Below are 6625 nucleotides of genomic sequence, written 5' to 3'. Positions count from 1 at the left end.
GTTTGAAGACGGAGTGCAGGTTGTTGAACAATCGGACTGGAAGGCCGCTTGATGATATTTTGCTCATACACCAGAATTGACAATAACTCACTCAGACTTGGATAGTGGCCTACAGTGATAGTCTGCGGTTTTTGATTCCATTGAAAACGAAAGAGAAATACTTTCTTGCCACTAGCTCTGACTTCTAAACTTAAGCCGTCACGGTCTGCATATCGTTTTGTTTTGCTTTCTATTTTCAGGCGTTGAATTTTTAAATCAGTCAGCATGATCAATTACCTCAACTAAAGCATCTTTGAAGTAGAGGTAAAGAAATCTTACCCAAGATCTTACCCAAAGTATGCGCGGTTATATGCGAAAAATAACGAATAGTTGAGAATGATTTGAGAAGTAGAAGTCTATATTATTTCAATAACAATCAAGAAGTTATGTGCCATTATGAACCATTGAGAACCGTTACAAAATGTCTCAATGGTACCGAGGGTGGGACTCGAACCCACACGGTGTCACCACCACCGGATTTTGAATCCGGCGCGTCTACCAATTCCGCCACCCCGGCACAGGCGGCCATTATAACAAAGAAATATTGCGAAACAATGGGGAAAATGAAATTATTTACTAAGCTAGAAAATAAAATCATTTCAATTGACCTGGTACTATTTATTGCAAATAATGTGCAACATTTCATATAAATGAGCTTTGGAATGGAGAGCTCGATTTTGGCGAGGATTTTATGAAAAAAAAAATATTGGTAGCAGGATTGCTTTGCGCGTTGAATGCAGTTGTTTATGCCACGCCATTTAACTGTCCTGATCCGGAAACCAGTTCACTGCGCTGGGGTATTTTACCAGCACCTTGGCAAAAAGATCCATTTTCAGCCCATAATCCGCAAGGTGAGGCGAATACTCAATTTGTGCGTGCCAATATCATGGTTGCAGGTTTGGGGCAAGGTGTAGTCTGCACTTATAAAAATTCAGTGGGTCATTATTCAATCTGGTGGCCCGTGAGAGTCAAGATACCGGCCCGTTCGGATAATAATTGGATTGATACCCTTGGTGGTTATGTATGTACTGACTCTCTGGGCAGTTGCCAATTCTATGTTGCAGTGGAAGAGTAAGGTTTACTGTTTGCAATTCGCTTACGAAAGGACTCTATGTTATTTCTCAATCAAACAAGGCCAGTGCTGCTTTTGTTATTCAGCACGTTGATTCTGTCTTCTTGTTTTAAGCAGGCTGTCAAGGAAGAGCCTCTTTTGGCAGGCAATTGTCGACCACCCTTTAATAATAAGCTGCCCCAGTTTGTTATTGGCTATGGCTCACTGATGCAAGAAGATTCCAAGCGAGAAGATGCTGCAGGAGTAGGTAAGAATTATCCCGTATATATTAGTGGCTTCGAGCGAGGATGGATTGAGCAAGGTAGTAAAGTGGGATTTAGCACAACCTACCTGGGAATAAGAAAACGGGCTGGTTCGGAAATGAATGCCGTCTACTTTAAATTAAATGGGGCGAAGGCGCTGCATAACTATGATCGACGTGAAAATACCTATTGTAGAGTGGCTGTTGCCCGCGAAAAAATTCGCCCCTTAATTACGAAGTCTCTTCCACGCGGCCAATACTGGATTTATACAACGCAGAGTTTACAGCCTCCGTCACACCATGATCCTATTGTACAATCCTATGTTGATATTTTTCTGAGAGGTTGTTTTGAATTAGAACAACAATACCATTTGCATCATTTTGCCAAAGATTGCATAAGAACGACAGCGTATTGGTCGGGACATTGGGTTAATGACAGGGTTTATCCACGTACTGCGTTTGATAATATTCCTTATGTTAATAAGATTGATCCTTTGCTCGCTAAGGAGTTACCGCAGTATTTTAGTCAAATTAAGATTGAGTAAGGGTACATATGGCCGGCAAGTAGACCGGCCTTTGGGAAAAATCATTTCAATGTGTTGGGATCAAAGGGTTGTCCATTCACCATCAGTTGTTGATTTTCTAATTTGAAACTGACGACATAATCGTTTCCTTCCACTTTTAACAGACCTTTATTCACTAAGTCTTGCAAGACTTTGTCTGCTTGTGCGGAGAGATCGGTATTTGAGTCTGTTGTTGAAGCAGTCGGCATGACTGCGGTAGCGGTGTTCCCAGTTGCGGGCTCTTGCGCAGTAGCTTGTGCCGGAGTTGATTGGTCTTCCTCTGAGTTCGAGTTTTTTTCCGAATTAGTTGTCATGGTTGCTACCAGAATCTCTTTGACGATCGCCATTGGTGCTCTAAATTCCCCAGTACCCTGCGCCTTTTGCAGTAATTGAACGGGGTCATTGACTTCCCCTGTGGGTACGGAGATTTTTAGATTACCTATAATCTTTCCTTCTGGTAAATTAAAGTTCATTTCGGATAATTCTAAGATGGCGCCTTTGGACAGGAGTTTTGGAAGTTCAGATAATATGGAAACGCCAAGCAGGGTGGCGTTCGGATTATCTTGAACCAATTTTTCTGTCAGTTTGTTAATACTGGCCATTGCGGCAGGATCCAGATTTTTAATACTGAGTTTGACAACACCTGGTCCGTAAGTTTTGTCATTAGTAACTAATTGTTTCAGTGATAAGCCTAAATCAACATTCAGGGCGTCGTCCGTGATATCTGAACCTAAGGCCAAATCAAAGCTTTCAAGATTAAAATTCTGATTATCTTTATCTCCGCTGAGTGATGCAGAGGGGACATTAAAACTAACCTGTCCTACCCATAATCCCTCCTGGGAACGGCTCAGTTTGAAATTATTGACTACTCTACCTAATTTGAATAGGCCATTACTTGCAGAAGTATTGAGTCCATGCAGGATAAAACCACCGCCTAATTTGTCCAAATTGGGTGAGACACAAAGTAACGCATTTAGGCCTAACCATTCCGCCTGGAAACTATCCTCATCAGATCCACCCTGGCCTTTTATGGTAAAAGCTGGAATAGCGTATTTGAAAATAGTTTTATTAAAATAATTTACCAACACATGAAAATGCGTTTCGGGGCGAGTTGTTACCTGGCCCATTCCGAAGCCCATGCCATAATCAGAAACTATAAAAGGACCATGATTAATAATTAGTGGAAAGCTCATATCAACATCAGCGGGTGGCTCGGTGGAGGATTCACCTTGTGCGTCGGTTGTTTCTTGCGCTGGAATATGCATTTTTACCGCTAAAAGAGCCTGCGATGAAAACCAACCGCGTTCATAATTATCCAGTTCAACACTGAGTACTGGCGATTTAGGAATTGAATTGATATTTTTATTGAGTGTGCGTTCGAGTACAAAACCCATAACATAGTAAGCGATAAGAATCAGCACTACCAAAACGACGAGGAATCCGGTCCATTTTTTCATGAAGTCTCTCAGTGAAAGTCCTTGATATTATTTGTAGTCTAAGAATTTGATTTTGTAAAAATTTAAATAGTAATTTTTCTGTTAAAAATTAAATATCGCAAAGACTTCGATTTACTCTCACTCTTTGCGATACATTAGATGGCTTCTATCTGTTACTTTTTAATTTAGGTTGGAGGAGCAGGAGGTGGTCCACCACCCAATAAATTCATCAAAAGTAACACGATAAAAATAACAATGAATAAAAAGAACAAGACTTTTGCAATACCCGTTGCCGTAGAAGCAACGCCTCTGAAGCCGAATAGACCGGCTACAATTGCAATGATGAGGAAAATAAGTGCCCATCCTAACATCATGAATTCCTTTTAAAGTTAGAATTAATGTTTGGTAAACATTCTCAACTGTCTTTCAATCTCTTCTTTGGTATAACCATAATGTTGCCTCAATTTGCCATAAATTTCCTGGTTATTACCTTCTATTTCCAAGAGATCATCGTCAGTCAATTTACCCCATTTTTGTTTCAATTGACCTTTAACCTCTTCCCATTTACCTTCAAAGATGTCCTTGTTCATTTTTGATCTCCTATCTTGGTTGAACTTACTTTATACTGGTAATAGAGGCGTAAATCATACCGCCCTAGTTATTAAGAATAGTCGTGATCGGGAATTTTGTAAAATATTTACACAGTCATGTGGTCGCTTTATTAACTTAAGGGTAAATATGGTAGAGTGACGGATAAATGAATGGTATGGCCGTAGTGAATGGGATTTAGATTAATAGGGAAATTGTTATCGATATGGATTGTTATCTTCATATTCATGACGAAAGTTTTTGCAGGAACAACAGATAATCCTTGTGATGGACCTGGCGCGGTGTTTAATTATACGCATCGAGGTTCGGTTGCTGATAGTCCTTGTGTGATACCACCTAAAACATTCATGGCAGAAGCAGGGTATATCTATTCAGGATTTTCCAATCCTGCCGTTTTCTTCCAGAATTTCCCACAACTGACTTTAACGCTGGGATTACCGGCTAATACTCAGTTTGTTTTGTTTGCCTCCTCGTTTAATCAACAAACCAGTTATCCGTTTTCTGGTTATGATATAACCACGCTGGATATAAAACATCAGGTTTTTTACAACTCAAAATGGATGTTCGCAGCAGAGGCTGCAATAGCACCTCCTGGTGGTAGTGCTGGTTTTGGCGCAAAGGAAGTTAGTGCTGTGGTGAGTGGTATTTTGAATTACACAATTAATGAACAATTTAGTTGGCTTTTTGAGTTGAGTGCAAGCACAATTTCCTTACCTCCCATTGCGGGTAATTTACGTTTTCAAACGATTAACCCCGATTTGGTTTTTTCCTATGCTCCTGCGACAAAACTTAGCTTTTTTGCCGAAATTTATGGTCAAACCAAGACGGGGCCAGGCCAAGGTAGTGGTTTTAACGCTGATTATGGATTCTTATATCTGATTCATCCAACGATGGCTTTCGATTTGGAGATTGGCCATCCGGTCAGTGGTCGCTTGGATGGCACTTATATCGGTTCTGGTATAACAATTTGGTTGCAGTAAGATTCTGCTATACCAGGGGTGAGGCTTTAATTGGGTAATAACGCTTCAATATCCTTGCGAATCTTTTGCAGCGATGTGGTTGGAAGATACTGTTTCAGTATACGTCCCTCACTATCAACTAAAATTTTGGTGAAATTCCAGGGAATAAATTTTAAAGGGCGTTTTTGAATGTGTTTGATGATATAGCTGTAGAGCGGCGCGCGATTTTCTCCCCGTACATCGATTTTTGCATACAAGGGGAAAGTTATCCGATAGCAGCTCTCCGCAAAAGCTTTAATCTCTTCGTGCGTTCCGGGTTCTTGATGGAGGAATTGATTACACGGAAAACCCAAGATACCGAGTCCTCGCTCTTTGTAATCATGATACATGGCTTCCAGTTCGGCATATTGCGGTGTGAACCCGCAGCGGCTGGCTACATTGACGATTAACATCACCTTGCCTCGATAGGGATTAAGCGTTGTAACACTGCCATCCATCGTGTTAACAGGAACATCATAGATTGAATTTGCAGTATTATTAGAGGCTGTTGACATGGGTATCTCCCTGCTCTGTTTTAGCGACTATTGAGTGTAATCAATCTTTAATGAATTTAGCAATAATCATCAACGCGAGATGGGTTTCTCATAACCGTGAGTGCGAAGTACTTGCGTAATGAATAATGATTTGGCATCAGTATAGTACTCTCTGTCCCCGCTATGTTCATTCGCCAATTGCTGTTTTAATTTTTCATAGTCGCGTCGTATTTGCCCATCAAGACGTAGAATATCGCGAAACAAAAGACGGTGTTCCATCGAGCTAGTGCTGGCTTCCATAAGATGAATGTGGTGAGTTCTGCCTTTACCAAAAGGAGGCATGCCTTTAAAAAAGCGCAGATGAGTTTTATCCGGATTCTCAGGCCAGAAAACATAACCTAGTGTTTCCAATAGTTCGATCCATTGGGGGGCTTGGTCTAAAGATTGAATTGTAATGAACAAATCAATGATTGGTTTACTGGATAACTCCGGTACAGCTGTGCTACCAATATGTTCAATAACAACAAAATCAAGTGCCTTGCTGAATTCGGTGATAGTGTCAATTTCAGCTTTGGCCAGTAATGGCCAAGCCGGGTTGTAAGCACTAATGACGATATGATCATCCGCATCTAATTGTTCCTGACTGCATTGGCCTGTTTTATAGTCAATGTATTGAATAAAAGAAGCTTTGCCATTCACGTAATTTTCGATGTCATCCACAAAGACTGCGGCTAGGGATTGTTTTATCAGCGAATAAGCCTGGGCATAAACAGGATTGTTAATGAGGAAATCACGAAACGCTAAATGTCTCGCAATTTCTGGTGAATTTTGGGAAAAAATATGAATATTATGGCTGCGCTGAGATTTCGATTTCCAAAAAAAACGACGGCCTTTTATGCCATATTCACCCATACAGGTATAGCCTAAAGCTTCAAAGTGAGGGTTTAAGGCATCAATTTTCTCGATATCATCAACAACCGGCAAGATATCAATAATTGGCTTCGCGTGAATTTGAGGAATTGCAGTGCTGCCAATGTGGTGAATAGCCAGACATCGTTGCTTCAAAATAGCCGCTAGTTGTTGTTCTTCCTGAGCAAATAAAAGCGGCCATTGCTTGTCATAAGGAACCAAGACAACTTGCCTTGGTTTTTCATGTTTAGCAGGCATGGACTA

9 protein-coding genes and 1 tRNA gene are annotated in these 6625 nt (G+C 40.7%); 3 read left to right on the top strand and 7 right to left on the bottom strand.

Annotated elements, in window-relative coordinates:
- On the bottom strand, positions 1-266 hold a 266-nt coding region (locus tag Lfee_RS14590), incomplete at its 3' end, for an Arm DNA-binding domain-containing protein (RefSeq protein WP_112854859.1).
- A gap of 203 nt (positions 267-469) precedes the next feature.
- Positions 470-556 (bottom strand) — tRNA-Leu (locus Lfee_RS14585).
- A 174-nt stretch (positions 557-730) separates the two neighbouring features.
- Here Lfee_RS14585 and Lfee_RS14580 point away from each other — a divergent pair.
- Together Lfee_RS14580 and Lfee_RS14575 are read left to right on the top strand one after the other, a co-directional pair.
- The gene (locus Lfee_RS14580) at positions 731-1114 is read left to right on the top strand and encodes a DUF3757 domain-containing protein (RefSeq protein ID WP_058447715.1); all 384 of its coding nucleotides are present in this window, start codon (positions 731-733) and stop codon (positions 1112-1114) included.
- A gap of 36 nt (positions 1115-1150) precedes the next feature.
- Positions 1151-1897, top strand: a complete 747-nt coding sequence (locus Lfee_RS14575; protein WP_058447714.1) for a hypothetical protein — start codon at positions 1151-1153, stop codon at positions 1895-1897.
- Between the two features lie 41 nt (positions 1898-1938).
- Here Lfee_RS14575 and Lfee_RS14570 read toward each other — a convergent pair whose 3' ends face one another.
- The 3 genes from Lfee_RS14570 to Lfee_RS14560 all read right to left on the bottom strand — a co-directional run bounded on the left by Lfee_RS14570 (position 1939) and on the right by Lfee_RS14560 (position 3941).
- Positions 1939-3372 (bottom strand): YdgA family protein, encoded by a 1434-nt coding sequence (locus tag Lfee_RS14570; protein ID WP_058447713.1) that lies wholly within the window; start codon positions 3370-3372, stop codon positions 1939-1941.
- A gap of 164 nt (positions 3373-3536) precedes the next feature.
- The gene (locus Lfee_RS14565) at positions 3537-3722 is read right to left on the bottom strand and encodes a DUF1328 domain-containing protein (RefSeq protein ID WP_058447712.1); all 186 of its coding nucleotides are present in this window, start codon (positions 3720-3722) and stop codon (positions 3537-3539) included.
- Between the two features lie 24 nt (positions 3723-3746).
- The gene (locus Lfee_RS14560) at positions 3747-3941 is read right to left on the bottom strand and encodes a CsbD family protein (RefSeq protein ID WP_058447711.1); all 195 of its coding nucleotides are present in this window, start codon (positions 3939-3941) and stop codon (positions 3747-3749) included.
- 246 nt (positions 3942-4187) lie between these two features.
- Here Lfee_RS14560 and Lfee_RS14555 point away from each other — a divergent pair, with 246 nt between their 5' ends.
- A complete protein-coding gene (locus Lfee_RS14555; RefSeq protein ID WP_058447710.1) occupies positions 4188-4940 on the top strand; it encodes a hypothetical protein in 753 nt (250 codons plus the stop codon).
- 26 nt (positions 4941-4966) lie between these two features.
- Here the strand turns inward: Lfee_RS14555 and Lfee_RS14550 are convergent, their stop codons facing one another.
- Complete coding sequence (locus Lfee_RS14550; RefSeq protein WP_058447709.1) at positions 4967-5473, bottom strand: glutathione peroxidase; 507 nt, start codon at positions 5471-5473, stop codon at positions 4967-4969.
- 69 nt (positions 5474-5542) lie between these two features.
- Positions 5543-6619 carry a GrpB family protein gene (locus tag Lfee_RS17275; RefSeq protein WP_064088335.1) on the bottom strand — a complete coding sequence of 359 codons (1077 nt, stop codon included), beginning with the start codon at positions 6617-6619 and terminating at the stop codon, positions 5543-5545.
- Positions 6620-6625: the final 6 nt, after the last annotated feature.

Source organism: Legionella feeleii, from assembly GCF_001467625.1.
GTDB classification, from domain to species: Bacteria; Pseudomonadota; Gammaproteobacteria; order Legionellales; family Legionellaceae; genus Tatlockia; species Tatlockia feeleii.
This window is presented reverse-complemented; position numbering and strand designations above follow the sequence as displayed.

What these genes read in the sequence shown, in the direction of transcription:
- Lfee_RS14580 (WP_058447715.1), top strand. Translation starts at nt 731, where the DNA reads ATGAAAAAAAAAATATTGGTAGCAGGATTGCTTTGCGCGTTGAATGCA.
- Lfee_RS14575 (WP_058447714.1), top strand. Translation starts at nt 1,151, where the DNA reads ATGTTATTTCTCAATCAAACAAGGCCAGTGCTGCTTTTGTTATTCAGC.
- Lfee_RS14570 (WP_058447713.1), bottom strand. Translation starts at nt 3,372, where the DNA reads ATGAAAAAATGGACCGGATTCCTCGTCGTTTTGGTAGTGCTGATTCTT.
- Lfee_RS14565 (WP_058447712.1), bottom strand. Translation starts at nt 3,722, where the DNA reads ATGTTAGGATGGGCACTTATTTTCCTCATCATTGCAATTGTAGCCGGT.
- Lfee_RS14560 (WP_058447711.1), bottom strand. Translation starts at nt 3,941, where the DNA reads ATGAACAAGGACATCTTTGAAGGTAAATGGGAAGAGGTTAAAGGTCAA.
- Lfee_RS14555 (WP_058447710.1), top strand. Translation starts at nt 4,188, where the DNA reads ATGACGAAAGTTTTTGCAGGAACAACAGATAATCCTTGTGATGGACCT.
- Lfee_RS14550 (WP_058447709.1), bottom strand. Translation starts at nt 5,473, where the DNA reads ATGTCAACAGCCTCTAATAATACTGCAAATTCAATCTATGATGTTCCT.
- Lfee_RS17275 (WP_064088335.1), bottom strand. Translation starts at nt 6,619, where the DNA reads ATGCCTGCTAAACATGAAAAACCAAGGCAAGTTGTCTTGGTTCCTTAT.